This is a genomic window from Streptomyces sp. NPDC037054 (genome assembly GCF_055606745.1).
Genome location: NZ_JBVJSJ010000020.1, coordinates 36,335 through 61,486, shown reverse-complemented (window position 1 = coordinate 61,486; position 25,152 = coordinate 36,335). Strand labels below are relative to the sequence as shown.

Sequence of the window (25,152 nt, the reverse complement as noted above, 5' to 3'; positions counted from 1 at the left end):
CCATCCGGGTCTCCGGATACGCCGTCAACTTCGTCCGCCTGACCCGCGAGCAGCAGCTCGACGTGATCAGCCGCACCTTCCACGGAGCGCTGTGAACACCGCGACCGACCGTACGACGGGACCCGGCCGGACGACCGGCCGGATCCACTCCTGGGACCTGTCCACCGGCGTGGACGGTCCCGGGACCCGGTTCGTCCTGTTCGTCAACGGTTGCCCACTGCGCTGCCTGTACTGCGCCAACCCCGACACCTGGCACATGCGGGACGGCCGTGAGGCCACGGTCGACGAGGTGATGGCCGAGATCGAGAAGTTCCGCCCCTTCGTCACCACGGCCGGAGGCGGCGTGACGATCACCGGCGGCGAGCCGCTGCTCCAGCCCGCCTTCACGGCGGCGGTGCTGCGTCGCTGCAAGGAGGCCGGACTGCACACCGCCCTGGACACCTCCGGCTTCCTCGGCGCCCGCGCCACCGACGAACTGCTGACCGACACGGACCTCGTACTGCTGGACATCAAGTCCTTCGACGTCCGCACCTACCGGAAGCTGACCGGCGGCGACCTCGGGCCCACCCTGAACTTCGCCACACGCCTGGACCGGCTCGGAGTGCCGATGTGGATCCGCTACGTCCTGGTACCCGGCTGGACCGACGACCCACGCGCCGTGGAGGGACTCGCCCGCTTCCTGTCGGGCCTCGGCAACGTCGAACGGGTCGACGTCCTGCCGTTCCACAAGCTCGGCGCGGGCAAGTACGAGGCACTGGGCATCCCCTTCCCCCTGAGGGACAACCCGGTTCCGGACGCCGCACTGGTGAACCGGGTGCGGGGTCAGTTCCGCGAGCACGGGCTGGCGGCTTACTGATGACACTCATGCCGACGTCCGTCCGTACCTGTGGCCCTGATCCCCGCAGCACACCGATCGGCTCGCTGGGGTACCCGTGCTGTGACCGCCCCTGACCGGGGCGGTGAGGAGGATGCCATGGCTGAGCGACCACTCGACGAGAAGACAGTGACCACGCTGGTGGCCGAAGCTACGGCGGCGCCGTCCATGCACAACGCGCAGCCGTGGCGCTTTCGCCACCTGAGCGGCGAGCGCATCCTGCAGCTGCGGGCCGACCCCGACCGGGCCATGCCCCGGTCCGATCCCGACAACCGGGCGATGCACATCGGATGCGGGGCGGCTCTGCTCAACCTGCGTGTCGCCGCGGCGCACGCGGATCTCGCTCCCGAGACGACGCTGCTGCCCGAGCCGGACGACCCGCTGCTGCTCGCCGCCGTACGTCTGCCCGACCCGATCGGGAGCGTGCGGGACGAGGAGCTGGCGCGGCTGCACCCGGCAATCCGGCAGCGGCACACCAGCCGCCATCCCTTCGCCGAGAAGGACATCCCCGAGGACGTGCGGACCACCTTGCAGGAAGCGGCGGCGCGGGAGGGGACGACGCTGGTCTTCCCCGGCCCCTGGCATGCCGAAACCGTGCTCGACCTGGTCCGCGACGCCGAGAGCCGCGACACCACGGACCCGGACGCCGACCAAGACCTGGTCCGCTGGACCCGGCTCGGAGCAGAAGCGGACACCGCCGTCGACGGCGTCCCCGAGTACGCCTTCGGCCCGCGCAGGCGCGACGGCAAAGCCCCAGTGCGGGACTTCTCCGGACGCCGGCCGGTGGCCGACCGCGGCACCACCGCCTTCGAGCACACCCCGCACCTGGCTTTGCTGAGCACCCGCGGCGAGGGCCCCGCCGACTGGCTGCGCGCGGGACAGGCCCTCGAACGTGTCCTCCTCGAGGCCACCCTGGCCGACCTGGCCACCTCCCTGACCTCGCACGCGCTGGAGGATCGCGAGCTGCGTCTGCTGGCCCGTGACCCGGCCTCGGGCCTCGGGCAGGTGCAGATGGTGCTGCGACTCGGCTACGGGCCGCGGGGCCCGGCCACCCCGCGCCGACCTGTGCGGGACGTCCTGGACATCACGTAGCCAGCTGCAGGGGCCGCACGACGGGCGCTCGGTGTGCGCGGCCTGTGTCGAGGCCGCCGCCCGGCCCTCTGCGCTCAGCGGTGCCTGACGAGCCGCTCCCGGGTGGCCCACGAGGCGCCCGGCACCTACGGGACACCGACACCGGACGCCTGATCCACGTGCGCCAGGGCCCTGTGGCCCTGCCCTCGAGGCCGGACGGGTCACAGTCCTGCACGCCAGGTTCTGGCGAGTGCCGGTTGGCCCTCCTGACGGCCACTCGGCCCAAAGCCAGCGGAGCGCTGGCGGGCTGAACCTGGACGTGACAGCTAACGCCATCTGTATGAGGAGGCATGGTGAGTGGTCTTGTTGTCGTGGGTGTGGACGGTTCGGCGTCGAGTCTGGCCGCGGTGGAGGTCGCCGCAGGGGAGGCGCGGTCACGCGGGGCGGGGCTGAGAGTGGTGCACGCGTTTGTCTGGCCCGCGATGCACGTACCGTTGGGGCCGTCGCCGCTGGGACCGCCGGAGGGCGGGCTGCGGAACATGGTCGATCGCCTGGTGACCGAGGCGGTCGGCCGGGCGCGGGCGGTGGCGCCGGACATCCCTGTCAGTCATGTGGTGCTGACCGGTGAGCCGTTGACGGTTCTCGAGGCGCAGTCGCGTGCCGCGGAGCTGATGGTGATCGGTTCCCGGGGCATGGGCGGGTTCGTAGGGCTGCTGGTGGGCTCGACGGCGGTGCATCTGGCGGCGCACGGGCGGTGTCCGGTACTCGTTGTGCGCGAGCAGCCGCACGCAGACGGTCCGATCGTGCTGGGCGTCGACGGTTCGGCCGCGGGGCAGGAGGCGGTGGACTTCGCCTTCGCCGAGGCCGCCCTGCGCAAGGCGCCGTTGGTGGCGCTGCACGCCTGGACCACGTGGAACGCGCCGGTGCCCGCCCCGCAAAATCCGTCCGAGCCGTACGCGAACCCCCCTGGAGCGCTGGCGGAGGAGGAGGAGCGTCTGCTCGCCGAGGCGCTCGCCGGCCGTCAGGAGCGCTACCCCGGTGTGGTGGTGGAACACCGGGTGGTGCACGGCGGGACGAGGGAGGCGCTCATCGAGGCGAGCCGGTCCGCTCAGCTGCTGGTGGTCGGCGCACGGGGACGCGGAGGCTTCGCCGGGCTGCTCCTCGGGTCGGTCAGCCAGGCCCTCCTGCACCACGCGCACTGCCCGGTCGCGGTGGTACGGGGCACGACAGAGCGTCACTGAGGGCGCCGGTCGTGGGGCCCGGAAGCGGGCCCCGCGACCGTGGCGGGCAGCGGGGCTGTGGCTCGGGTGGGGGCGAAACGGGTGAGGACGGGTCCGCAGACGGCCAGGAGCATCACATAAGTGGTGACCAGGGCTCCGAGACGGTCCTGGGCGGGACCGGCCAGGCCGATGATGACGACGGAGAACTCGCCGCGGGCGACGAGCGCGGTTCCGGCCCGCAGCCGGCCGCGGCGGCCCGCACCGTCGCGGCCGGCGGCATACCAGCCGGCGGCCAGCTTCGTGGCCGCGCCGACCACGGCCAGCGCCGCGGCGGCAGGCAGCATCGGCATCAGGTCACCGGGGTCGACAGAAAGACCAAGAGCCAGGAAGAACACCGCGGCGAACAGATCGCGCAGAGGGCTGAGCACGGCCCGGGCCCGCTCGGCGGCGGTGCCGGTCAGCGCAAGCCCGATCAGGAAAGCCCCGACGGCAGCGGAGACGTGGATGGTCTCGGCCAGTGCGGCGACGATCAGGGTGATGCCCAGAACCCGGAGCAGGACCTGCTCCTTGTCGGGGTGCGACAGAACCCGGCCGACATGATGCCCCCAGCGGCCGGATGCGGCGATCGCCGCGACGACGGCACCCGTGGCCGCCAGGACGGCGAGCAGCGCCTGCCACCAGGTGCCGCCGGAGGTGACGACGGCGAGCAGAGGCAGGTAGGCGGCCATGGCGAAGTCCTCCACCACCAGCACGGACAGCACGGCCGGGGTCTCCCGGTTGCCCAGCCGGCGCAGGTCCGCCAGCAGGCGGGCGACGATGCCGGAGGAGGAGACGTAGGTGGCCCCGGCGAGGGCGAGGATCCCCGAGGTGTCCAGGCCGAGCAGCCATCCCGCCACGGCGCCGGGCACGGCGTTGAGGAGGAGGTCGACGGCGGCGGACGACCGGTGGCGGCGGAGACTGGCGGTGAACTCCGGGACGGTGAAGTCCAAGCCGATGACCAGCAACAGCAGGACCACACCGATCGAGGCGCCGGTGTCGACGAACTCCCGGGCCGCCGGCACCGGGGTGAGGCCGCCGTCGCCGAGAACCAGTCCGGCCACCAGGTACAGCGGCACGGGGGACAGGGCGAAGCGTCGTGCCACCGCGCCGAGGACACTCAGCGCGGTCAGGATGACGCCGAGCTCCAGCAACAGGGCGATAGGTGTGTGCACCGGTCAGCCCTGGACGATCCGCTGAACCCCGGCGATGCCTTCGCGGGTGCCGATGACCACCAGGACGTCTCCGGCTCGCAGGGTCTGGTCCGGCCCGGGGGAGGCGATCACTTCCTCGCCGCGGACCACGGCCACGATCGAGGCTCCCGTACGGGTCCGTGCCCGGGTGTCACCCAGCGCCCGGCCGGCGAACGGGCTGCCGGGGCGCACCTCGATCTGCTCGGCGCCCAGGCCCGGAACCTCGCGGGTCAGGTCGGCGAAGCGCTCCGCGATGCGCGGGGCGCCGAGGATCTCGGCGACGGTGTCGGCCTCCTCGCTGGTGAGCCGGAGCACCGACCGGGCTTCGTCGGGATCGTCGCCGGGATACACCACCAGCTCGAAGTCCCCTGAGCGCTGGGCGACGACTCCGACCCTGTCGCCCTCGTGGTTGACGAACTCGTACCGCAGCCCCACTCCGGGCAGCAGCACCTCGTTGACGTCCATTGGGATCACCCCGTCAGCCTCGAATCCGAATACCGGTGCGGCCGTACTCGCCGCCCGCCGTCAAGAGATATTCGGCAGGCCTCACCGGGTACTCGAGCAGCGGCGCGCCGCCGGTGCCCGGTCCGGTGCATACGGTCCGGCGGCCAGTGTCCTGACCTTCGGGACGGAGCCGGCAGGGCCGAGTGGCCCCTCGGACGGCCCGATGGCCCCTGTTCCCGGTGGAGGACTGCGCCGAAGCTGGAGCCGAAAGGCCGCACGTCGGCGGCGCCATGGACGGGAGAGACCAGTGATTGATCCGGTGATCGTAGGGGTGGACGGCTCTGCGTCCAGTCTTGACGCGGTCGATGTCGCCGCCCGTGAGGCGCGGCTGCGCGGGGCGCCGCTGCGTGTCGTGCACGCCTTCGGCCACCCCTCCGCGCACCTGCCGTCGGGCGCCCCACCGTGGAACCCGGCCGGACACAGTCTGGAGCCGATGGTGGAGGGCGCACTGGCCCGGGCGGAGCAACGGGCGCACGCCGTCGTGCCGGGCATCGAGGTGACCCGGTCCGTCGTGGCCGGTGAGGCGCTCGCGGTGCTGGAGATCGAGTCGCGCACCGCCGCACTGGCGGTGGTCGGCAGCCGGGGCCTGAGCGGCTTCACCGGGCTGCTGCTGGGCTCCACCGCGGTGCATCTGGCCGCCCACGGCCACTGCCCGCTCATGGTGGTGCGCGGGCGCCCGGACCCCGCCGGTCCCGTGCTGCTGGCGGTGGACGGCTCCAAAGCGGGGGAGGAGGCGGTCGGTTTCGCGTTCGCCGAGGCCGCACTGCGCGAGGCACCGCTGGTGGCGCTGCACGTGTGGAACACCTGGAGCGAACGGGCGTACGAGGGCCCCGGGGATCCGCTGACGGCCGTGGTGGCGGACGCCGAGCGGCTGCGCGAAGCCGAGCAGCACCTGCTGGACGATGCGGTGGCCCGCTGGCAGGAGGAATACCCCCAGGTCGCGGTGGAGCGGCGCCTGTTGCGCTCCCGAGTCCGTCCGGCCTTGATCGGCGCCAGCCACGACGCCCAACTGGTCGTGACAGGCGCCCGAGGTCGCGGCGGCTTCACGGGACTGCTCCTCGGCTCCGTCAGTCAGGCCCTGCTCCACCACGCCCATTGCCCGGTCACTGTTGTCCGCGGCGAGGAGTGATCATGCCTCAGCAGGCCCACACCACCGCCGCGCCAGAAGCCCCGCCGAGCCGGAAGCAGCCAGAGCCGATGGCGCACGCCTACCGGCGCGATGCCGCCGAGGTGGCGGGCCTCCTGAGCGTGGACCCGGCAGCGGGCCTGTCCACAGCGGACGCCGAGCAGCGGCAGACCACCTGGGGAGCCAACGAACTGGCCGAGCCGGCTCGCAGACCGCAGTGGCTGCGCCTGCTGGACCAGTTCCGCAGCTGGCTGATCGGCATCCTGCTCGTCGCCGCCGTCGTCGCCGGGATCATCGGTGAGATCAAGGACGCCCTCGTCATCACCGTCGTCCTCCTCATCAACGCCACTATCGGCTACCTGCAAGAACGCCGCGCCGAGCGCAGCCTGGAAGCGTTGCGTCAGATGCTGGTCCCCACCGCCCGGGTACGCCGCGACGGCCAGGTCCGTATGGTTCCGGCGCGCGACCTGGTGCCCGGCGACGTGGTTCTGCTCGAAGCCGGCGACCGCATTCCGGCCGACGGACGCCTGGTGGTCGCCGCATCCGTCGAAGCCGCCGAGAGCGCCCTGACCGGCGAGTCCCACCCCGTGGCCAAGACCACCGCACCCGCTGCGGCCGACGGAGACGAGCCTGTTCCGGTCGCCGAACGCACCGGCATGCTCTTCATGAGCACCGCCCTCACCCGCGGGCGCGCCGAGATGATCGTCACCGCCACCGGCATGCGCACCGAGGTGGGAGCGATCGCCGAGGCGCTGCGCACCGGCAGCGAACCGCCCAGCCCGCTCCAGGTCCAGATGGACAGCCTGGGCCGACGCCTGGCCGTGGTCAGCGGTGTCGCCGTGACCGCCTACGCACTCGTGGCCCTCATCAGGGGCGAGGACCTGGCGGACCTGGCGCTGCGGGCGGTGGCCCTCGCGGTCGCGGCGATCCCCGAGGGCCTGCCCGCTGTCCTTGCCCTCACTCTGGCCCTGGGCGTGTACCGCATGGCCCGCCGCGGTGCCATCGTCAAACGCCTGGCCTCCGTCGAGGCGCTCGGCTCCGCGACCGTGGTGTGCAGCGACAAGACCGGCACCCTGACCCTGAACGAGATGACCGCTCGCGCACTGTGGTCCGCCGGACGCCTGTACGACGTGACCGGCGACGGCTACGACACCGCCGGCACGGTGCGCACCGCCGACATCGGGGACGCAACCCCGCGGCTGCACGACGCGATCCTGCCGTTCGCGCTGTGCAACGACGCCCGCCTCACCCCCGACGGCAACGGCATCATCGGAGACCCCACCGAGGGCGCCCTGCTCGTGCTCGCCGCCAAGACGGGCCTCGACGCCGCGACCCTGCGGGAACGCAACCCGCGCACCGCCGAGGTTCCCTTCGACCCGGCCGCCAAGTACATGGCCACATTCCACACGGATACCGACGGCCGCACCCGCGTCCACGCAAAGGGCGCCGTGGACGTCCTGCTGGACCGCTGCACCCACGTCCTGACCGGCCGCGGACCCGCGCCCCTGACCACTGAGTGGCGCACCGAGATCACCACGGTCGCCCGCCGCATGGGCAGCCGGGGCCTGCGGGTCCTCGCCGCCGCCACCGCGGCCGACCAGGACCAGCCGCACCCGCAGCAGGTGACAGGACTGACCCTGACCGCGATCGCCGGGATCGCCGACCCGCCCCGCCCTCAGGCGCGCGACGCCGTCGCCCTCGCCCAGACCGCCGGCGTCACCGTCAAAATGATCACTGGGGACCACGCCGACACCGCCACCGCCATCGCCCGTGAAGTCGGCATCTCCGGCGACGTCGTCACCGGCACCGAACTGACCGGGATGAGCGAACAGGACCTCGAGGACCGCATCGAGGACATCGGCGTCTTCGCGCGTGTCGCCCCCGAACACAAGGTCACCATCGTGCGCGCCCTCGCCCGGCGCGGCCACATCGTGGCCATGACCGGTGACGGCGTCAACGACGCGGCCGCCCTGCGCGCAGCTCACATCGGCGTCGCCATGGGCGTCACCGGCACCGATGTCGCCAAGGAAGCCGCCGACATGGTGCTGACCGACGACGACTTCTCCACCATCGTCCGAGCGGTGCGCGAAGGCCGTTCCATCTACGACAACATCGTCACCTTCGTCCGCTTCCAACTTTCCACCAACATCGGCGCCATCCTCACCCTGCTCGCCGCCGTGCTGGCCGGGCTTCCGGCGCCCATGTCCGCGATCCAGCTGCTGTGGGTCAACATCATCATGGACGGGCCGCCCGCGATGGCCCTGGGCATCGATCCCCCACGGGACAACGTGATGAGACGCCCGCCCCGCCCGCCCGGCGACCGCATCCTCAATGTCCGCCGCCTGGCCGCCATCACCCGCTCGGGCACCGTCATGGCCACCGGCACCCTCGCCGTCTTCTCAGCCGGCCGTCACCTCACCGGCACAGCGACCGCCGCGACCATGGCTTTCACCACCTTCGTGCTCTTCCAACTGTTCAACGCCCTGGCCGCGCGAAGCGAGGACGGCCCGGTGCTCGGTCGCCACCAACTGCACAACCGCACCTTGTGGATCTGCCTTGGAGTCGTCCTCGCGCTGCAGGTCGTCGCGGTTCAAGTCCCCTACGCACACGGCGTCTTCGACACCGTTCCCCTCAGTCCCCTTCAGTGGGCCGTCTGCCTGGCCACCGCCTCCACCGTGCTGCTGGCCGAACACGCCTGGCGCACCGGACGCGCGCGGCTCGGCCGCAAGGGCTGACCGTTCTTTGACGTGGGGGCGGCTAGGGCGTGTCTCTTTGATGGGTTGATCAGTGGCGGAACTGCGAGCCGAGTGACAGGGACGAGTGCGCCGTCTCCTGATGAGCAGTAACAGTCGAGTCCTTCGACAAGGCCACCGGCAGCTACATGGGCAGCGTCACCGTGTGGGAAGCGGCCCCCTGACGGCTCCGAGCCTTCTCGATGGCCGCCGACCAGCCGCCGACACGTACGAGGCGAGTTGCACGGAGTGTCCTGCGGCGGGAAGCCGGATGCGGGTTGTGGAGCGGCGTCGAGCGGGCCGTCCTGACGGCTGCGGGGGCGTCTGAAAAGAAATCTTCCTGGGGATGTCTGTCCCGGGCTCCTCGGCTCGTCATCACTGTGCCGGGCCGCATGCCGTGGTCCGGGAGGCGATACGGAGGAGGCGATCGTCATGGGCACGATCAGCGTTTTCGAGAGTGTGGCCCTGGACGGAGTCATGCAGGGCGTAGGACGGGCGGACGAGGACACGCGTGCCGGCTTCCGCCACGGAGGGTGGGGCAACGGCTACGCCGACGGGGTGATCGGGCAGTTCGCCGGCTCGAGTATCGGCAGGACCGCAGCCATGCTGTTCGGGCGGCGGACGTACGAGGACCTGCTGGGCTACTGGACCTCGGTTCCGGAGCCCAATCCGTTCACCGAGGCTCTGGTGGGCCAGCGGAAGTACGTCGTCTCGCGCGACGCGGGCACTGAGCCCGCCTTCCCCCGTTCCACCCTCCTGCCCGGAGAGGCGAGCGAGACCGTGGCCGCGCTGAAGCGGGACGTCGACGGGGTGATCACCATCCTCGGCAGCGGAGAGCTGGTGCGTTCCCTGCACGCGGCGGGGCTGGTGGACGAGTACGTGCTGCTGATCCATCCGATCGTGCTCGGTTCGGGTACCCGGCTGTTTGGCGAGGGGGAACGCGCCGATCTGGAAATGGAGGAGTCGGTCACGTCCACGACCGGCGTCGTGGTCGCGCGGTACCGGGTCAAGCGACCCGACCGGTCCGGCTCGGCTGTGTAAGGGTGGCGGTATGCGGTACACACTGTTGTTCCACTACGGCGAGGAGACCGACGAGTCGATCGGCGAGGAGGCGATGGCCGCCGGGATGCGGGCCTTCGCGGCCTACGCCGGGACGCTGGAGCAGGCCGGCGTATTGGTGAGCGGCCAGGTGTTGCAGCCCTCGGCGATGTCGACGACCCTCACCCTGGTCGAGGGAGAGCCGCGCATTCAGGACGGGCCGTTCGCTGACACCAGGGAGCAGCTCGGCGGTGTGATCGTAATCGACGTGCCGGATCTCGACGCCGCCCTCGAGTGGGCACGGCAGGCACCTCCCGCTTCGTGGGGCACGGTCGAGATCCGGCCTGGTGCCGTGCATCTCGAGGAGGGGAGGTGGGTTCCGTCCTCATGACTGGCGAGACGACAGAGAGGGCCGGGACGGCCGCAGAGGTCGCATCCGTCGCGTCCGTCGCCGAGCGCACCGCGCGGACCTCGTTCGGCCGGCTGGTGGCGCTGCTGGCGGCCCCCACCGGCGATCTCGAACTCGCCCAGGACACCCTGGTGCAGGCGTTCGAGCAGGCCCTGACCGCCTGGCCACGGGAAGGCGTGCCGCGCAACCCGGAAGGCTGGCTGCTGACGGTCGCGCGGAACCGGCAGAGGGACGTCTGGAAATCCGCCGCGCACCGCCGTAACCAGCCGCTGGAGGCGGCCACCGACACCGGCGCGGACGCCGTCTCACCCCTGGAGGATCTCGACCCGGACGCGATCCCGGACCGGCGGCTGGCCCTCCTGTTCGTCTGCGCTCACCCGGCCGTCGCCGCCAACGTCCGCACGCCGCTGATGTTGCAGACCGTGCTCGGCTTCGACTCCGCCGAGATCGCCCGGGCTTTCGCGGTGCCCGCCGGTGCCATGTCGCAGCGGCTGGTGCGTGCCAAACGGCGCATCCGTGACGCGCGCATTCCGTTCGTCATCCCCGGACGGCAGGCCATGCCGGAGCGCCTTCCGGGGGTGCTGGAGGCGATCTACGGCTGCTTCGCGCTGGCCGCGCCGAGACGGGGCGAAGGAGAACCGCTCGCTGCTGAGGCCCTGCACCTCGCCGTCACGACGGCCACCCTGCTCGGCGAGGAGCCCGAGGCGTGGTCGCTGGCGGCGCTGCTGGCGCTGGCGGCCGCCCGGGCGATACCCGCCGAGACCTACGTACCGCTGGACCAGCAGGACACGGCTGGGTGGGACCGGGCGCTCATCGCGCGCGGGGAGGAGTACCTGCGGCGGGCCGAACGCCCCGGCCGGGCACCGGGCCGGTTCCAGATGGAGGCCGCCATCCAGGCCGTGCACTGCGACCGGGCCCGCACCGGTGAGACCGACTGGGCCGCGCTCCGCACCCTCTACGCGGCCCTGGTCGCGGTCGCGCTGAGTATGGGGAGCCGCGTCGCACAGGCGGCCGTCGTGGCACGCACGGACTCCGCGGAACGCGGGCTGTCGCTGCTGGACGGGTTGCCGGCCGAACGCCGGCGGTTCCAGCCCTACCACGCGACGCGCGGCGACCTGCTGGCACGCCTCGGCCGAAAGGCGGAGGCCGTCGCAGCATTCGCCGAGGCGGCGGTGCTCAGCGACGACCCGGCCGCCCGCGCCTTCCTCGAACAACGCGCCGCAACACTGACCCTAGCGCGTGTCCCTTTGATGGGTTGGTCGGTTGATCGGATGTGTCTGTCCGATTAGTGATCACCGATGCGATGTGGGACCGGATCGAGCCGCTGATGCCGCCCGATCCGGTACGCGGCCGGCGATGGGCCGACCACCGTCGCACTCTTGAGGCCATCGCATGGAAGTACCGCACCAACTCGCCCTGGCGGGACCTTCCCGACGAGCTCGGCTCGTTCAAGACCGCTCACAAGCGGCTGATCAGATGGGCCGTCGACGGCACCTGGGAGATGATCCTCGCCGCCGTCCTGGCGGCGGCGGACGCCGACGACGACCTCGACTGGATGTCGGTGGACTCCACGGTCGTTCGAGCTCACCAGCACGCTGCCGGGGCACTCAAAAGGGGGCGGCCCGCTCCGGTGAACCCGCCGATCACGCACTCGGACGCTCCCGCGGCGGACTGAGCACCAAGGTCCACCTGGCCGCAGACGGCCGCGCACGGCCCCTCGCCTTCACCGTCACCGCAGGCCAAGCAGGTGACGCACCCGCCTTCGAGACGGTGATGTCCCGCATCCGCGTCCCCCGCAATGGCCCGGGCAGACCTCGGACCCGGCCCCTGGCCGTCCTGGCAGACCGCGCGTACTCCTCACGCGCCATCCGCAGCCACCTGCGGCGCCGCGGCATCCGTGCGGTCATCCCGCAGCCCTCCGACCAAGTCGGCCACCGCCTGCGGCGAGGCCGGCTCGGTGGCCGGCCGCCCCGCTTCGACAGCGAGGTCCACAAACAGCGGAACTCCGTCGAGCGATGCATCAACCGCCTCAAGCAGTGGCGCGGCCTGGCCACACGGACCGACAAACTCGCGATCGCCTACCAGGCAGGCCGCACTTCACCTCGCGGGCATCCTCATCTGGACCCGAGGTTGACCAAAGAGACAGAACCTAGCTAGGGGGTGTCTGACACATGCCGCAGGTGCTCGACGAGCCACACCCTGCGCGACGACGGCGCGACCGTGTGTATACGCCGCGTGCAGCGGGGCGACCACGAGCGGTTGCACAGTTCTACGAGGAGATGTCCCCGGAAGAACTGCGGCTGCGGTTCTTCGCGGCGAGCCGCCGTTCCGCCGCGATGGCCGCCGGCCGGACCTGCGCCCCGGTGCACCCGGGCTACGGGGCCCTGCGCGCCGAGCCGCGGGGCCGGGTGATCGGTCTCGCCGAGTAGACACGGATGACGACGAGGACGCGGCCGAAACCTCCGTCGCGGTCGCGGACGAGCGCGTCGTACGTCATGGTGGCCTTGCGCATGATCTCTCGACACGTCGGACATCCGGCGGCTCGAAGGGCTGTTCGAGGTCGTCCCGGGGGGGGGCGATCGGCCGTGCGGGCCCGCTGTTCGTCCCCGGTGTGCCGGATACGCGCGGTGGTTGAGAGAGCCGACCGGCAGGCTGCCTCCTCACCGTCGTTCTCCGTCAGTCATGCGCGACGAGGACCGTCGGGTCGAGGGGCGTCGGGTCGAGGAGCCTGTGCGTGCCGCACTCCTTCGGAGAGGGGGGTTACAGGTGTCGTGGCTGCTCAGGCACCACGGCGACCGGACAGGCGGAATGGGTCAGCGCCGAGTGGGCGACCCGGCCGAGGCGCAGCCCGAAGTGCCCAGGGTGGCGCCGCGCACCCAAGACCAGCAGGTCGGCGTCGTGGGAGGCGTCCAGGAGCACCTGCCGGACCGGGCCCTCCACAGCACGCTTGTGCAGCGGTACACCCGCCGGGGCTTCACGGAGCGCGGCTTCGAGGACCTGCACCGCCCGCTGCTCACGTACGTCTGCCGGTTCCCCGACGAGCATCAGGTGGTCCGTGGTCTCGTGCGCCGGGCGCCGCCAAGCCCGCACGGCCTCCAGTACGGCGCCCCGCCGCTCCGCCTCCTCCAGGGCGAACCGGGCGGCGTTCGCGCCTGCTGCCTCTTCACCGACGCCCAGCACGACACGGCCATGCGTGCCGCACCTCTCCCTGCCACAGCGGTCGCCGCGGACCACGATCACCGGACAGCCGACGAGGCCGGCCACGGTCAGGCTGACCGAGCCCTGCAACAGCTCGGTGACGCCGCCGCGGTCCCGGCATCCCAGGATCAGCGCGGACGCATCATGTGCCTCGCGGACCAGAACGGGCACCGGCCCCTCGGGCACGACCTGTGTGGCGATCTGCATGTCCGGGACCCGCTGCCGGGCACGATCGGCCGCGGCCACCACGAGGACGTCGGTGAGTATCCGCTCCCACCCCTTCGACGCTGCGGGGAAGACGGCACGTTCGTAGCACTCCCAGAGCGAGGCGTGCACCACACGCAGCGGCACCCCCCGCAGAGCTGCCTCGTCGGCAGCCCAGTCCGTGGCCCGCAGGCTGGCCTCGGAGCCGTCCACGCCGACCACGATCGGCAGGTTCATCGTCCTCGTCCTTCCTTGGCGCACTGTTCGGCGCGGACCGCCGCCCGCCTTCCTTGACCGCCCTGTGTGCAGTGCGTCAGTCGTGCGCGACGACAGCGACGGGGGCAGTGGCGTGATGGAGGACAGCATGTGTGACACGGCCGATGTGCAGCCCGATCGGGTGGCGGCGGATCCGCCGGCCCACTACGACCAGCGAGGCCCCGTGGGAGGCGTCAATTAGATGGCCGGCCGGGTTGCCCGAACGGGACTCCTCGACCACCTCGACGGACGGGTACTTCTCCCGCCACAGGCCCAGGGCCTCGGCGAGCGCGGAGGCGTGCCGGCGGGCGATCTTGTCATACCGTTCCAGGTCGGCGGTCGCGCCGTAGACGTAGTAAGGGGGCAGATTCCATCCGTGTACGACGCGCAGGCCGGTATCGCGCAGGGCGGCCGCTGCAAAAGCGAACTCGATCACCGACGCGTCAAGGCTGTCGATGTCGAGGCCGAGCACGACCGGTCGATACCGGGTAGCGGCCGACGGAATTCCCGCCGGGCCCGACTCATGCTCGTCCGCCGTCTGCTCACCGGCCCTGACCAGGATGACAGGACGCTCGGCATGCGCCACAACGGCCATGCCGACCGAACCGATCAGGAACCCACTGATGCCATTCAGACTTCGCGAGCCGAGGACGAGCATTTCGGCGGCCTTCGCCGCCTCGCACAGCAGCTCGCTCGGGCGGCCGGCGACGTGCTCGGTCGTCACCTCGATGCCGGGGTGACGCAGCCGGAGACCCTTGGCCGTTTCCCGGGGGACCTTTTCAGTCCAGTGCTGATGCGTTTCGGAACCGAGCAGCGGCGCCTGTGCCATTGGTTCCGGTACCGGCTCCCATACGTGGAGGAGCTTCACCTGCAGGCCGTGCAGCTTTGCCTCGCGGGCCGCCCACTCCGCGGCGGCGCGGCTCTCGGGCGAGCCGTCGAGGCCCACGATGATCGTGCGGGTCATGTTCTCCACCTCCCGGACAAGGGCTGACAATGTCAGCGTCGCTATCGGAGTCGGGACTTTGAAGGGGCCGCAGGTCCCCTGGCCGGGCCGACCGGCCCCACGGCCATGCCGAAGAGCGGGCCTGACGAGAGGGCTTGCCGGTGCCCCTCGCAGCAGCACAGCGAGCGGTTCCCGGAGACGAGCGGAAGCACGGTCAGAGCCGACCCCACGGCTTGGACGGCGGCGAGGAACGAGCGGGCCCAGTCGAGGGCCCGGCGATCTCTTTGCCGCCCTCGAAGGCGGACGAAGCCGAGGTGGAGACGCCGTCCAGCGACCGCCGGCCAGCGCCCTCCCCAGCCGTGATCATGCCGCCGGCCCCACTTTCGAAGTGCCCGGTTCACCCAGGCCACTTACCGTAAAACGTAATCGCAGGCACCCCGCCCCGACAGAGTCGTGTGTGACCACCGGTGGCCGTGATCGGGTCGTAGGTCGGTGGCTTCGGTGGCGGGCGCTCGTAGCCGGTCGACGACGAAGTGGGGGTCCGATCGAGCGTCGGCGGCGGCGCCTCGTGCACGGCACGGTGGAGAGATCGCACGAGGATGCCCGGACACCGGCGGCTGAGGTTCTTCGCCGCGGCCCACGGCGGCCGGCAATGGCCGCGACCGGGCCTGTGTCCCGCCCTGCCTCCCGGCCGGTCACCGCGTGTCGCCCGCCCAGACGCGGGGCCGGCTGATCGGCCACGCCGAGCGAACTGTGGGGGGAGGAGAACACGGTCGAGAGCCATTGCTGTCACGGACAGGCCGCGCCACCGTGGGGTTGGCTCCCCGCTGTCGCTTGTCTTGCCACTGCGCCTCCAGTGGGGGCATCACGGCTCGCGCCGTGGGCGCCTTGTGGCAGTGGCGTCCGGTGCGAGCGCGGGTTCGTCACTCATGCGGCTCGCCGCCGGTAGACCAGGTACGGCCGGGCCGGCTATCCGATCGGGGCGCTCCACACATGTACCAGGCGGGTGAACGGCCAGGCCGCGAAGAGCAGGAAAGCGCTCAGCGCGTGCAGTGCGAACAGCAGCGGGGTGCCGGAGACGGCCTCGGGCTGGGGCTGGGGGACGAACAGGCCGCGGAACCATACGGAGACGGTGGAGCGGTAGTCGACTTCGGACAAGCACCTGGCGTGGGCAAGCCGCGTCTGAGGGCCCGTTACCCAGGGCGGGCAGGCCTGCCTGGAGTCGGGGCCAGCAGCCCTGAGCGCTGTCGCTCCCGGAAGCGTGACAGAACCAGCGCCGTCGTGGGCGGCCATGAAGTGGTGCGGCCGAGGTCGGGCAGTTGGGCACCCGTTTTCCGTAGCGGTGCCCGTTGCCGGTCCCGGTCGCGCGCCCCGCGGTCTCATACGGTCACTTTCTGCAGGTGGCAGGCGTGATGACGAGTGTCGGCCGACGTGCCGTGCTCGGTCGGTGACGCCCGTTACGCACCGGTATGGGGCCAGCCGGGGTGGCATGAGGGCGGGCGGGGAGGCAGGTTCGTTGCTTGACAGCAGCGGTTGCCCGCGAGGCCGGGATCTGGGCCCACACGGCGGTGCCGACCGCGCCGATACTCTGCAGTGGAGACACGAATGACGAAGAAGACCGCCTGTGCGCTTGCCGCACTGGCTGCTCTGGCGCCCGCGGTGGCGCTCGCCCCGGCGGCGGTGGCCGGTGATTCCTCCCGCGGTGGTCACGCAATCAAGCTGCACGCGACGCTGAACCCGTTCAAGGTCAACAAGGTGACCGGATCGGGCACGGCCGTGGTGCACCTGGAGGGCAACGAGGCCCACGTGACGGTCAGGCACAGCGGCCTGCTGGCCGGAGCCCCGCACGCCCAGCACTTCCACATCAACGCCAAGGGCGAGTGCCCGCCCGAAACCGTCGCCAAGACGCGCAACGGCAAGACGTTCCTCAACACCACCGACGGCGCCCCCTTCTACGGCGGCATCGGCACCTCGCTGACCACCACCGGAGACACCAGCCCCGCCTCCGGACTGGCCGTGGACCGCTTCCCGGTCGGCGACAAGGTCCACTACCAGCGCACCATCCACCTCAGCGACGAGGCCGCCAAGAGCCTGCGCGAGGGAACCGGCGTCGTCGTCGTCCACGGCATCGACTTCAACGGCAACGGGAAGTACGACGACAACCTCGGCCCCAGCGACCTCGACCCCAAGCTGCCCTCCGAGGCCACCAACCCCGCTCTGTGCGGGGTGCTGAAGACAGCCGCCAAGGGTGCCGTGCACGGCGGCCAGGGCGGAACACAGGCCTCCGTCAACACCACCGCAGCCGCCGGCGGTGCCGCGCTCCTCGTCGCAGCCATGGCCGCGTACGGCCTGCGCCGCCGCGGCGCAGGCCAGCGCTGACCCCGGCTGGTATGGGGTTTCGCTGCGTGAAAGGCCGCCGCGGCGTGTGCACCGCGGCGGCCACCACATGCGCCGCCGCGGGGCTCGGCCTGCTGGCCGCCGCGTTCCTGCCCTACCATCAGCCGCCACCTGGCCCGCCGCCGTCAGCCCGTGCACACCTCCAGCCGCCCACAGTCGCCCTCGGCCGCGGGAGTTCCGTCCTTCCCGCCTCCGAGCCGGTCAGGATCACGGCCGGGCGCGTCGGCCTGGACGCGCCCGTGGAGGCGGTCGGCACGGCGAAGGACGGCTCCGTAGCCCTGCCGGCCGACCCCGACCGTGCCGGTTGGCACACCGGCTCCGCCGCTCCCGGGGAACGAGGCAACGCCGTCCTGGCCGCACACCTGGACTCCACCAGCGGCCCCGCCGCCTTCTACGGCCTGGGTGCCCTCCGCGCAGGCGACCGCATCACGGTGGAGCGCGAAGACGGCCGCGACGCGCACTTCACCGTCACCACCATGCGTGTCTACGGCAAGAACTTTCTTCCCTCCGACTCGGTCTACGGTCCGACCGCCCACCCCCAGCTGACACTCCTCACCTGCGCCGACTGGGACGAAACAACCAAGGAGTACCGAGCCAACCTGGTCGTCACCGCCCACCCCGCGAGGACCTGAGCGACAACCGCTCCCCTCCTGAGGCTGTGCCAACGTCCTCGTCGACGCGCTGGCGGCGGTGGGCGACGACGAGGGCGACCAGGACCGCGGTGGTGAAGGCAAGGACCAGGGCGGTGCCGACGGGCACAGGCGCAGGACGCGCCGTTCGGCCTGACGCCGCGTCAGGCGGGGCTCATGACCGACAAGGCTGACCACGCCGCGCGGATGGTTGCAAGTGCCCGGCGCCTGCACACCGTTCCGCTGCCAACGCGGCTGGCCGCAGGGTGCCGAGGGTTCGGCAGGGTGAGGATGCGAGGCTTGGTCGTGCAGGGCCGGACAGCCCCGCTCAGCGCCGTCACAGCCGGCCAACCACCTGGTAAGCAGGGTCTACCTCTCGCAGGCCGCCTGGGCCTGGGCGACGGTGCCGTAGACACGTAGGACCTGGTCCGCCCCGGTCATCTCCAAGAGCCGCTGCACCCGCGGCGGCACGCACGCCAGAGCCAGAACCACCGCTCTCGCCTCGGCCTGCCGTCGCGTCCTGAGCAGGACATTCAGGCCGGCCGAGTCACAGAACGAGACATTCGACAGATCCAGCACGACGTAGCGCTCCCGGCTGATCAGCTCCACGAACCGCTCCCGGAAGACCGGGGCCGTCAGATAGTCCATCTCGCCGCTGACCCTGGCCACCAGACAACTGCCCGAAGCGGTGATCTCAACCGCGGGATCAGCCACGTCGCGTTCTCCCAACCGCCGCCGGTACTCGGCCCGACCTGCCGGAACCAGCCTTCCACAGAAGGTCACCGGCCGGGCTGGTGCCGCAGCACTCTTGGCGATTCGCTGACGCGGGCCACGACGAAAGCCCCTCCCGCCTTCGGGCGGGAGGGTGTGCAGGGCGCGTTGTGGCGTGGTGTTCGGCCTCTGGCCATGTGCGGCGGGGAGGAAGGCGGGGCGGGGGCGGCAGCCGGCAGCGGAGCGATGTCGCACAGGCCCGGAGCGGGCCTTTTCGAGCGCGGTCGCGCCTGGGAGAGCACGGGCTTGCGCGCGAGAGCTTGCAGTTAATGGTCCAGCTGAGAACTGACCGCTGACTATGGCTCGTGTCCTCGTGGGGGTGGTGGGTCAACCCGAGGCTCCGCTGCGCCGGGCCGGGGCCAGGCGCAGCCGTCCGGTCTCGGTCAGCGGTGCATTACGGTGGGGCACGAGGGCCTTTCGGTCAGGTGTAGACGTCGCGATCCACACCGAACCGGAAGGCCCTCACCTGTTCAAGATCCCTCAGCCGAGATGTGGCTCACCCGCCCACAACCTCCCGGGACAGAACATCTAGGCCGCTGCCTTCGTGTCGGTCGCGGTCGGAAGCGAACGCTCGTCGTCTGCTGCACTGGCCAGTCGGCTGGGCCACCAGACCGCGGGCCCGATGTCCCTGACCAGAGCGGGAACCAGTAGCGACCGCACGACAATGGTGTCGAGGAGGACGCCGAAGGCGACGATGAAGGCGATCTGGGCCAGGAAGGCGAGGGGGATGACGAGGAGCGCTGCGAAGGTGGCAGCCAGTACCACTCCGGCCGAGGTGATCACACCGCCGGTGGCGATGAGGCCCCGGAGCATCCCCTGCCGGGTGCCCAAGCGGAGCGTTTCCTCACGGACACGGGACATGAGGAAGATGTTGTAGTCGACTCCCAGCGCTACGAGGAAGACGAATCCGTAGAGAGGCACGGAAGCATCCGTGCCGGAGAATCCGAAGCCATGCTCGAAGACGAGTCCCGCGATGCCGAGGGTCGCCAGGTAGTTCAGGCCCACCGTGGCCACCAGAAGCACAGGCAGGAGCAGGGACCGCAGGAGGACGACCAAGATGGCGAGGATGATCGCGAGGACGACGGGAATGATGAGGTTCTTGTCGTGTTCTGCCGTGCGCTGGGTGTCGTACTGCTGAGCCGTGTAGCCGCCTACCACTGTTTCGGCGTCGGCGGCGTGGACCTGGTCACGGAGGTTCTGGACGGTTTCCTTGGCGGTGTCGCTGTCCGGAGCGGCGCTCAGAGTCGCGTCGATGCGGACCAGCCCGTCGACGACCAGCGGCTTTCCGCCGGGAGTGCTGGTGGCCACTTGGACGTCGGCCACTCCCGGCGTCTGGGCTGCGGCTTTCTGTACCGCGGTCTGGTTGTCGGCGTCGGCGATGATGACCGCCGGCTGGCCGGAGCCGCCGGGGAAGTGCTTGCCCAGGGTCTGCTGGGCAGCGACTGACGGGGCGTCGTTGACGAACAGCTCGTCGAGCGGTACGCCCTTGGACTGCAGGGCGGGGAAGAACGCCGCACCGATCAGCAGAAGACCCGTGGTGATGATCCACAGCTGTCGGGGACGGGCGTCCAGCCAGTGGGCGACGCGGCGCCAGATGCCGTGACCGCCCGTTTCCGCGTCCGCCGGCTTCGGCTTGGCAGGCCAGAAAGCGGCCTTGCCCATCAGGGCCAGGGCGGCGGGAAGGAAGGTGAGGGTCGTGACGACGGCGCAGACCACCCCGATCGCACCGACCGGTCCGAGCGCCCTGTTGTTGGTCAGGTCGCTCAGAAGCAAAGCGAGCAGGCCGAGCGCGACGGTCGCGGCGCTGGCGACGACGGCTCCGAACGAGCCTCGCGTGGCGGCCCAGGCGGCTGCGACGCGGTCGCTGGTCGTGGCCAGTTCCTCACGGAAGCGCGCGGTGAGCAGCAGGGCGTAGTCGGTGGCCGCGCCGATCACCAGGATGGACAAGATGCCCTGGACCTGGCCGTCGACGCGAACGATGTCATGGTCGGCGAGCACATAGACGATCGCGCCGGCGACTCCGAGAGCGAAGACGGAGCTGCTGATGATCAGGAACGGGAGCAGAACGCTTCGGTAGACCAGCAGCAGGATGAGCAGTACCGCGGCAAGTGCCACGCCGAGGAGAATCCCGTCAATACCGGCGAACGCCTCCCCCAGATCTCCCTGGGTCGCGGCCGGGCCGGCGAGCTGAGCTCGCGTGTCCGGTACCTCATCAGCTGCTGCCTGGATCTCGTCGAGGGTTTCGCCGAGTTCTTCACCAAGGTCCGGAGACAGCGGCACGACGCCCTGGAGAGCCTTGCCGTCCTCCGACGGGAACGCGGGAGAGGGGGTCCCCTCCACGCCTTGCGCACCGTTCAGCGACTGCAGGGCGGCGGTGGCCGCCTTCTGCTGGGCCTGCGAGACGTCGTCGCCATCGGAGGCGGTCCAGACGACGATCGTGGGCAGGGTCTCCTGCTGGTCGAAGGCCTTCTGCTGGTTGATCACCTTCGTGGACTCGGCGTTCTGGGGCAGGAAAGCGGTCTGGTCGTTGGTGGAGACCTCGCCGAGCTTGCCCGCGTAGGAGCCGAAGGCTCCGCCCAGGCCGAGCCAGACCACTACGAGGATGAGGGGGACCAGCCGGCGGACTGGTCGACGCGCGCTGTTCATCGACTCCCTATCGGGACGAGCGAGTAGAGGTATCTCAAAGCTAAACTATCTCAATGGTTGAGTAAGACTATGATCGGTGCATGCAGTCACGCCCATCGGACACCACCGGCCAGGCCAGCGACCTGTTCGCCTACGCCGTCCTGCTGCGCACGCTGAACCGTGAACTGAACAGAAGTACCCTGGACTTCGCCCATCAGCACGGATTGCACCCAACAGACGTTCACGCACTCGCTGTGATCATGGACCCTTCCGCTTCCGCCGACGGCCCCGTCACTCCCACGCGTCTGCGGGAGGAGCTCGGTCTCACCTCAGGAGCGATCACCGCCTGCCTCGACAGGCTCCAGCGCTCGGGGCACGTCAGCCGCGTGCGCGACACCGCGGACCGCCGAGTCGTTCACCTCGAGTACAACCCTGACGCCCGAGCGCTCGCCCGCGAGTACTTCAGCCCTCTCGCGCGGGCCACTGAGACCGCGCGCGGCCAGTTCACCCCGGAGCAGCTGGCGACGATCGCGGACTTCCTGCGCGCACTCAACGCCGAGCTGGTCGCAACAGAGACGCGGGCGTGAGGCCAAGGCCTCCCACGCAGGTTCGCCGGGGATGAACACTCACCGGCGAACCGGCCCCCGCTCCGCCCCGCCCGTCTTCTCCGTCGTCGGGCGGTGAGGTCCGACCTGGCCCATGAAGGCGGCGGCGGCCACATTGTGGCCCCTGGACGTCGCCGATCGGTGGGTCCGGCCAGGGTGCCGGACGAAGGGTCGGTACACGGAGTGCGGCGGCGCGACGTCCCGTCCCGCTCCACACCGGCGACAACCGAGCGACGCGTGGGGGCACATCAGCTTGAACGCAGCCGCGGCGCACTTCGTCGCCGTCCACGAGACGCTCGACCGTCACCTCGTGTACGAGCCCGCCGTCCGGGACACCGCGGCGACGCCGGCGACCGAGAGGTCCGACCTCGTCACGCAGGACGTCCTGATCGGGCAACCACGCGGGTCGGGCGTCCTCCAGTGGGTTCGACCGTGCCCGCCTTGAGGCAGGTGACGGCGTACTCAGTATGCGCGGCGCCATCACGAGGGCCGATGCCGCCGGTCGGGCGCCGTGCGACCGGCCCTTGCCCGCAACCACCGGAGAAGCAGGACGCCCGCCGCCAGAGCGAGTGCGAGGAAGCCCGCGCGTGCTCCGGCTGCCGGCACGCTACGCGGGCCATGTGCGCCACGTACCTCGCAAGTCCCCATGGCCGGCGACCGGCGGGTGTGGTTCTTTCCGGGGTGGGGGAGTGTGCCGTGTTCATGGAGAACCTCCTGGGCGATGCGCTGCCACATACGCTCGGGCGGAGTTGTCGGCAGGTCCGACGCCCGCGCACTCCGCGCCGCGGCCACCACGCGGGTCGTCTGCGCCAGTTCACGGCGACAGCGCGGACACGACGCGATGTGCCGCAGGGCGTCGGCGTCCTCGTCGCCGTTCGCGTGACCGAGTGCCAGTTCCGCCAGGTGAGACGGGTCCACGTGGCTCACTGCGCTCTCCCGTGTCTCGTAGTGCTCGTTCCCGCGGCATGCACGCACAAGGCCGTGACGTGTGAGACGACGCCGTCATCCACGCACCGGCTCGGCCGTGACGACGAGATTGGCCAGGTAGCCTCCGCGCTCCGGTTCGAACGGCGGTGCGCAGGTGATCAGTGTGAGGACCGGGCCGCCCGTTCGGCGGAACACGGAGGGCGGCAGTTCGTCCTTGGGCACGGTGGTGCGCGAGGCGACGCGGTACACCATCGGCGGGGCCTTCGCCCGCCGGACCTCGACGCGGTCGCCGCGCCGTACGTCGTACAGCGCGGCGAACTCGCCGAGGGCGCCCGACTCGCTGTCCACGTGTCCGACGAGCACGGCCGATCCCGCGGGGCTCCCGGGGACCGGGCCGTAGCGGTACCAGCCGGCCACGGCGGGGTCCTCGGGGACGGTCATGGCTCCCTCCTCGGTCAGGCCGACCGGCCGCACCCGCGCGTCCAGACCAACGTCGCGGACCCGGACACGCTCGGGCAGTGCGGCCGCGGCGGTGTCCTCCGGTGACTCCGCGCCGCTGGACGGCGGCGTCGATGCCGTCCGCTGCTGCGAAGGTGCGGATCCGAAGTCGGGCGGTGCGGGCGCCCGACCCGACGGCGCACCCGAAAAGGCGAGGGCGGCCGCCAGAGTGGCAGCCGTCGTCGCCGGTCCGGTCAGCCGTCGCACGGCGTCAGCCACGCCGGCCGGCGACCCGGGCCACGATGACACCCGACAGGGTGATCGCACCGGCCGCCGTGGCCCAGGCGAGCCACTGATCGGGGGAGTTCTGCGTGACGGCAGCACCGCTGCCACCCGCGTGCACCGCCTTCGGCATCGTCTCCATGCCGGTGAACGTCTGGGTCGCCAGGGCCAGGTTCTCGTCCTCGGCGCTGCCCCAGGCGTAGACGATGGTGCTCGTGCCCTCCTTGAGGCCGAGTTCGGCCGGTCCGACGGCCACGGTGTCCGTGCCCGCGAGGACGACGTCGGCGTTCACGGTGCCCGCGTCGACGGCTGCGGTGTCCTGGTCGGGGTTCGTCAGGCCGGTGAAGACGGGCTGTCCGCCGGCACGTACGTCCACCGCGGGCGCGGCGGCGACATGGCGGACGGTCAGGCGGGCCTTGCCGGCGTCCACCTTGGAGACGTCGTTGGTGAACGCCGTCAGCCGGGGCTTGCCGTCGGCGGAGAGGTGAGCGGCGACGGTGGCGTTGCCGCCTTCGGGAACCTTCACCTGCTTCTCAAGGGCGGGAGTGCCGTCGGGGCCCTGGCCCGCTTCGAAGATCTGGATGTCATAGGTTCCCGCGTCGAGGGACTGCGGGTCCGTCACGGTGCCGGGCTTGAAGTCGCTGAGCAGCTCGTCGCCGTTGGCGTAGACGTCGACCGTCATCCCGGGGATGCCGTGGAAGACGGACACCGTGGCTTCGTCCTGCGCCTGGCCCGGGGCCGCCAGAGCGGGTGCGCTCACGCCGAGAGCCAGGGCGCAGGCCCCGGCGGAGGCGGCGACGGCGATGGTGGTCCGGTTGGTCATGGGAATCATCCCCTCGTCGAGAGTCACCGCCTGCTGCGGCGTCTCACCGTTGTTTCGCGGGTGGGCGGCGACGTGGATGCGCCGAGGCACCGTTTCCTCGATGTGGTCACACGTCGGTGCCGTGGGCGTTGTCCTGGTCGACGCACGTGCGCAACCGATGCAGTCCGCGGCGGGCGTGGCTCTTGACCGTCCCCAGGGGCATGCCGGTGCGTTCCGAGATCTGGACATGCGTCAGGTCCTCGTAGAAGGCCATGCACAGCACCTGGCGCTGCGCGTGCGGCAACCAGGACATGGCCTCGACGAGCAGCACGCGGTCCAGCACCTCGTCCGGCGCCCGCTGCACGAGCCGGGCGGGCGCGGCGTCCTGAGTGGCCGACTCGACGACGGCCAGCCGCCGCCCCCTGGCCGCGAGCGCGTCGACGATCTTGCGGCGCGTGATGCCGACCAGCCAGGCGCCGAGCGCGCCCCGCTCGGGCCGGAAGCCGTGCCGCCCGCGCCAGGCACCGATGAACACCTGCTGGGTGACGTCCTCGGCCTCATGGGTGTCGCCGAGGGACCGGGTGGCCATGGTGTGCACCAGTGAGCCCCAGCGCCGGTAGATGGCTTCGAACGCTTCCTCGTCGGCCCCGACCAGGCCGCGGGCCAGCTCCTCCTCGTACCGCGTCTCTTCCACGGGCGGGACGAGGGTGGTGGTCGGTCGCGGGTGGTTGTTCATGGCCCTTCCTCCTGCCGTGCGTCCTACGGGGGCGGAGGGACGTCCGCCCCCGTAGGGGCGGAGGGACGTCCGCCGAACGGCGAGTGCGCCGATCCGGCTTGCGTTGCCACCGTGGGCGTGCTTCCAGTCTTGGACGC

Annotated in this window: 22 protein-coding genes and 2 pseudogenes; 14 read left to right on the top strand and 10 right to left on the bottom strand. The window is 71.1% G+C overall.

All coding sequences use genetic code 11. The features are described from left to right. The first annotated feature begins 91 nt into the window (after positions 1 to 91). The 3 genes from pflA (at position 92) to ACZ7D7_RS33060 (ending at position 3,186) form a co-directional block, all read left to right on the top strand. Positions 92 to 856, top strand: coding sequence for a pyruvate formate-lyase-activating protein (gene pflA / locus ACZ7D7_RS33070; RefSeq protein WP_470829176.1), 765 nt, complete (start codon positions 92 to 94; stop codon positions 854 to 856). 117 nt (positions 857 to 973) lie between these two features. After that, positions 974 to 1,966, top strand: a complete 993-nt coding sequence (locus ACZ7D7_RS33065) for an Acg family FMN-binding oxidoreductase (RefSeq protein ID WP_470829174.1) — start codon at positions 974 to 976, stop codon at positions 1,964 to 1,966. A gap of 332 nt (positions 1,967 to 2,298) precedes the next feature. Further along, complete coding sequence (locus tag ACZ7D7_RS33060) at positions 2,299 to 3,186, top strand: universal stress protein (RefSeq protein ID WP_470829180.1); 888 nt, start codon at positions 2,299 to 2,301, stop codon at positions 3,184 to 3,186. On the opposite strand, the gene ACZ7D7_RS33055 is transcribed toward ACZ7D7_RS33060, so the two are convergent. Together ACZ7D7_RS33055 and ACZ7D7_RS33050 are read right to left on the bottom strand one after the other, a co-directional pair. Next, positions 3,180 to 4,376, bottom strand: coding sequence for a cation:proton antiporter (locus tag ACZ7D7_RS33055; protein WP_470829173.1), 1,197 nt, complete (start codon positions 4,374 to 4,376; stop codon positions 3,180 to 3,182). The genes ACZ7D7_RS33060 and ACZ7D7_RS33055 overlap by 7 nt on opposite strands. Before the next feature lie 3 nt (positions 4,377 to 4,379). Further along, positions 4,380 to 4,859, bottom strand: coding sequence for a cation:proton antiporter regulatory subunit (locus ACZ7D7_RS33050; RefSeq protein WP_470829171.1), 480 nt, complete (start codon positions 4,857 to 4,859; stop codon positions 4,380 to 4,382). A 286-nt stretch (positions 4,860 to 5,145) separates the two neighbouring features. Between ACZ7D7_RS33050 and ACZ7D7_RS33045 the strand changes: the two genes are divergently transcribed. The 7 genes and pseudogenes from ACZ7D7_RS33045 to ACZ7D7_RS33015 all read left to right on the top strand — a co-directional run bounded on the left by ACZ7D7_RS33045 (position 5,146) and on the right by ACZ7D7_RS33015 (position 12,632). Further along, entirely contained in the window at positions 5,146 to 6,027 is an 882-nt protein-coding gene (locus ACZ7D7_RS33045; RefSeq protein ID WP_470829169.1) for a universal stress protein, read from the top strand. A 2-nt stretch (positions 6,028 to 6,029) separates the two neighbouring features. Then, a complete protein-coding gene (locus tag ACZ7D7_RS33040; protein ID WP_470829168.1) occupies positions 6,030 to 8,759 on the top strand; it encodes a cation-translocating P-type ATPase in 2,730 nt (909 codons plus the stop codon). Positions 8,760 to 9,188: 429 nt separating this feature from the next. Continuing rightward, positions 9,189 to 9,797: a dihydrofolate reductase family protein gene (locus ACZ7D7_RS33035; RefSeq protein ID WP_470829166.1), complete on the top strand. Its 609-nt coding sequence runs from the start codon at positions 9,189 to 9,191 to the stop codon at positions 9,795 to 9,797. A 10-nt stretch (positions 9,798 to 9,807) separates the two neighbouring features. Then, complete coding sequence (locus tag ACZ7D7_RS33030) at positions 9,808 to 10,185, top strand: YciI family protein (RefSeq protein ID WP_470829164.1); 378 nt, start codon at positions 9,808 to 9,810, stop codon at positions 10,183 to 10,185. Continuing rightward, positions 10,182 to 11,492: an RNA polymerase sigma factor gene (locus tag ACZ7D7_RS33025; RefSeq protein ID WP_470829162.1), complete on the top strand. Its 1,311-nt coding sequence runs from the start codon at positions 10,182 to 10,184 to the stop codon at positions 11,490 to 11,492. Before ACZ7D7_RS33030 ends, ACZ7D7_RS33025 begins: the two co-directional genes overlap by 4 nt. Before the next feature lie 14 nt (positions 11,493 to 11,506). Further along, positions 11,507 to 12,337: pseudogene (locus ACZ7D7_RS33020) on the top strand (IS5 family transposase). A gap of 145 nt (positions 12,338 to 12,482) precedes the next feature. Then, positions 12,483 to 12,632, top strand: a complete 150-nt coding sequence (locus tag ACZ7D7_RS33015) for a hypothetical protein (RefSeq protein WP_470829161.1) — start codon at positions 12,483 to 12,485, stop codon at positions 12,630 to 12,632. Between the two features lie 331 nt (positions 12,633 to 12,963). On the opposite strand, the gene ACZ7D7_RS33010 is transcribed toward ACZ7D7_RS33015, so the two are convergent. The 3 genes and pseudogenes from ACZ7D7_RS33010 to ACZ7D7_RS33000 all read right to left on the bottom strand — a co-directional run. After that, a complete protein-coding gene (locus ACZ7D7_RS33010; protein WP_470829159.1) occupies positions 12,964 to 13,842 on the bottom strand; it encodes a universal stress protein in 879 nt (292 codons plus the stop codon). A 76-nt stretch (positions 13,843 to 13,918) separates the two neighbouring features. After that, positions 13,919 to 14,824, bottom strand: coding sequence for a universal stress protein (locus tag ACZ7D7_RS33005; RefSeq protein WP_470829157.1), 906 nt, complete (start codon positions 14,822 to 14,824; stop codon positions 13,919 to 13,921). Between the two features lie 948 nt (positions 14,825 to 15,772). Next, positions 15,773 to 15,949, bottom strand: a pseudogene (locus ACZ7D7_RS33000) (respiratory nitrate reductase subunit gamma); the annotation flags it as partial. Positions 15,950 to 16,408: 459 nt separating this feature from the next. On the opposite strand from ACZ7D7_RS33000, the gene ACZ7D7_RS32995 reads away from it, so the two are divergent. Together ACZ7D7_RS32995 and ACZ7D7_RS32990 are read left to right on the top strand one after the other, a co-directional pair. Beyond that, a complete protein-coding gene (locus ACZ7D7_RS32995) occupies positions 16,409 to 17,182 on the top strand; it encodes a hypothetical protein (protein ID WP_470829156.1) in 774 nt (257 codons plus the stop codon). Between the two features lie 44 nt (positions 17,183 to 17,226). Then, complete coding sequence (locus ACZ7D7_RS32990; protein WP_470829154.1) at positions 17,227 to 17,832, top strand: sortase domain-containing protein; 606 nt, start codon at positions 17,227 to 17,229, stop codon at positions 17,830 to 17,832. A gap of 366 nt (positions 17,833 to 18,198) precedes the next feature. Here the strand turns inward: ACZ7D7_RS32990 and ACZ7D7_RS32985 are convergent, their stop codons facing one another. Then, positions 18,199 to 18,543, bottom strand: coding sequence for an STAS domain-containing protein (locus ACZ7D7_RS32985; protein ID WP_470829152.1), 345 nt, complete (start codon positions 18,541 to 18,543; stop codon positions 18,199 to 18,201). A gap of 585 nt (positions 18,544 to 19,128) precedes the next feature. Beyond that, the gene (locus tag ACZ7D7_RS32980) at positions 19,129 to 21,246 is read right to left on the bottom strand and encodes an MMPL family transporter (RefSeq protein ID WP_470829150.1); all 2,118 of its coding nucleotides are present in this window, start codon (positions 21,244 to 21,246) and stop codon (positions 19,129 to 19,131) included. An 80-nt stretch (positions 21,247 to 21,326) separates the two neighbouring features. On the opposite strand from ACZ7D7_RS32980, the gene ACZ7D7_RS32975 reads away from it, so the two are divergent. Both ACZ7D7_RS32975 and ACZ7D7_RS32970 read left to right on the top strand, forming a co-directional pair. After that, on the top strand, positions 21,327 to 21,812 hold the full coding sequence (locus tag ACZ7D7_RS32975; RefSeq protein ID WP_470829149.1) for a MarR family winged helix-turn-helix transcriptional regulator: 486 nt from the start codon (positions 21,327 to 21,329) through the stop codon (positions 21,810 to 21,812). Between the two features lie 271 nt (positions 21,813 to 22,083). After that, positions 22,084 to 22,275 (top strand): hypothetical protein, encoded by a 192-nt coding sequence (locus ACZ7D7_RS32970; RefSeq protein ID WP_470829147.1) that lies wholly within the window; start codon positions 22,084 to 22,086, stop codon positions 22,273 to 22,275. A 557-nt stretch (positions 22,276 to 22,832) separates the two neighbouring features. Here ACZ7D7_RS32970 and ACZ7D7_RS32965 read toward each other — a convergent pair. The 3 genes from ACZ7D7_RS32965 to ACZ7D7_RS32955 all read right to left on the bottom strand — a co-directional run bounded on the left by ACZ7D7_RS32965 (position 22,833) and on the right by ACZ7D7_RS32955 (position 25,015). Next, positions 22,833 to 23,276 (bottom strand): class F sortase, encoded by a 444-nt coding sequence (locus tag ACZ7D7_RS32965; RefSeq protein ID WP_470829179.1) that lies wholly within the window; start codon positions 23,274 to 23,276, stop codon positions 22,833 to 22,835. Between the two features lie 190 nt (positions 23,277 to 23,466). Beyond that, positions 23,467 to 24,300, bottom strand: a complete 834-nt coding sequence (locus tag ACZ7D7_RS32960) for a DUF4397 domain-containing protein (protein ID WP_470829146.1) — start codon at positions 24,298 to 24,300, stop codon at positions 23,467 to 23,469. Positions 24,301 to 24,406: 106 nt separating this feature from the next. Then, the gene (locus ACZ7D7_RS32955; RefSeq protein ID WP_470829144.1) at positions 24,407 to 25,015 is read right to left on the bottom strand and encodes a sigma-70 family RNA polymerase sigma factor; all 609 of its coding nucleotides are present in this window, start codon (positions 25,013 to 25,015) and stop codon (positions 24,407 to 24,409) included. Between the last annotated feature and the right edge of the window lie 137 nt (positions 25,016 to 25,152).